The sequence below is a fragment of the Dellaglioa sp. CoH-57-MRSF-20 genome, assembly GCF_056781955.1.
This window is the reverse complement of sequence record NZ_JBXAXV010000182.1, coordinates 1-347: the sequence shown is the minus strand read 5'-3', so window position 1 is coordinate 347 and position 347 is coordinate 1. Positions and strand designations below refer to the sequence as shown.

Sequence of the window (347 nt, the reverse complement as noted above, 5' to 3'; positions counted from 1 at the left end):
ATACTAGGCAGCGCTCCCCGCTCGTTGCTGTTCCAGTTCGGCAAGTTTCTTGCGAGTTCGTTCAATCTTTTCCTCTAGCTGTTTTTGCTTGAGTGTCTTTTGCGGGGACTGCTCCGCACGACGGTTGGTGCACGGAACGATCTCAAGATTTCGTGCCACACCCGAGGCCTCAATCTCACTCATCCGGCGTCGAGCTACCTTCGGGTCTTGCGCAGAGCCGCATACAGTACGCAAATGTACCTGCTTACGATCGAACAAGTCACTCGACTGACAGGCCACATCTCCAACGATCAGGTAGTTGACGCGGAAGTCACGGTAGTTGGTGCCTTGGAAACGGTTGCACTGCG

1 protein-coding gene is annotated in these 347 nt (G+C 54.5%); it reads right to left on the bottom strand.

Annotated elements, in window-relative coordinates; all coding sequences use genetic code 11:
• Positions 1 to 3: 3 nt before the first annotated feature.
• On the bottom strand, positions 4 to 347 hold a 344-nt coding region (locus AC1RPN_RS08690), incomplete at its 5' end, for a hypothetical protein (RefSeq protein ID WP_481763792.1).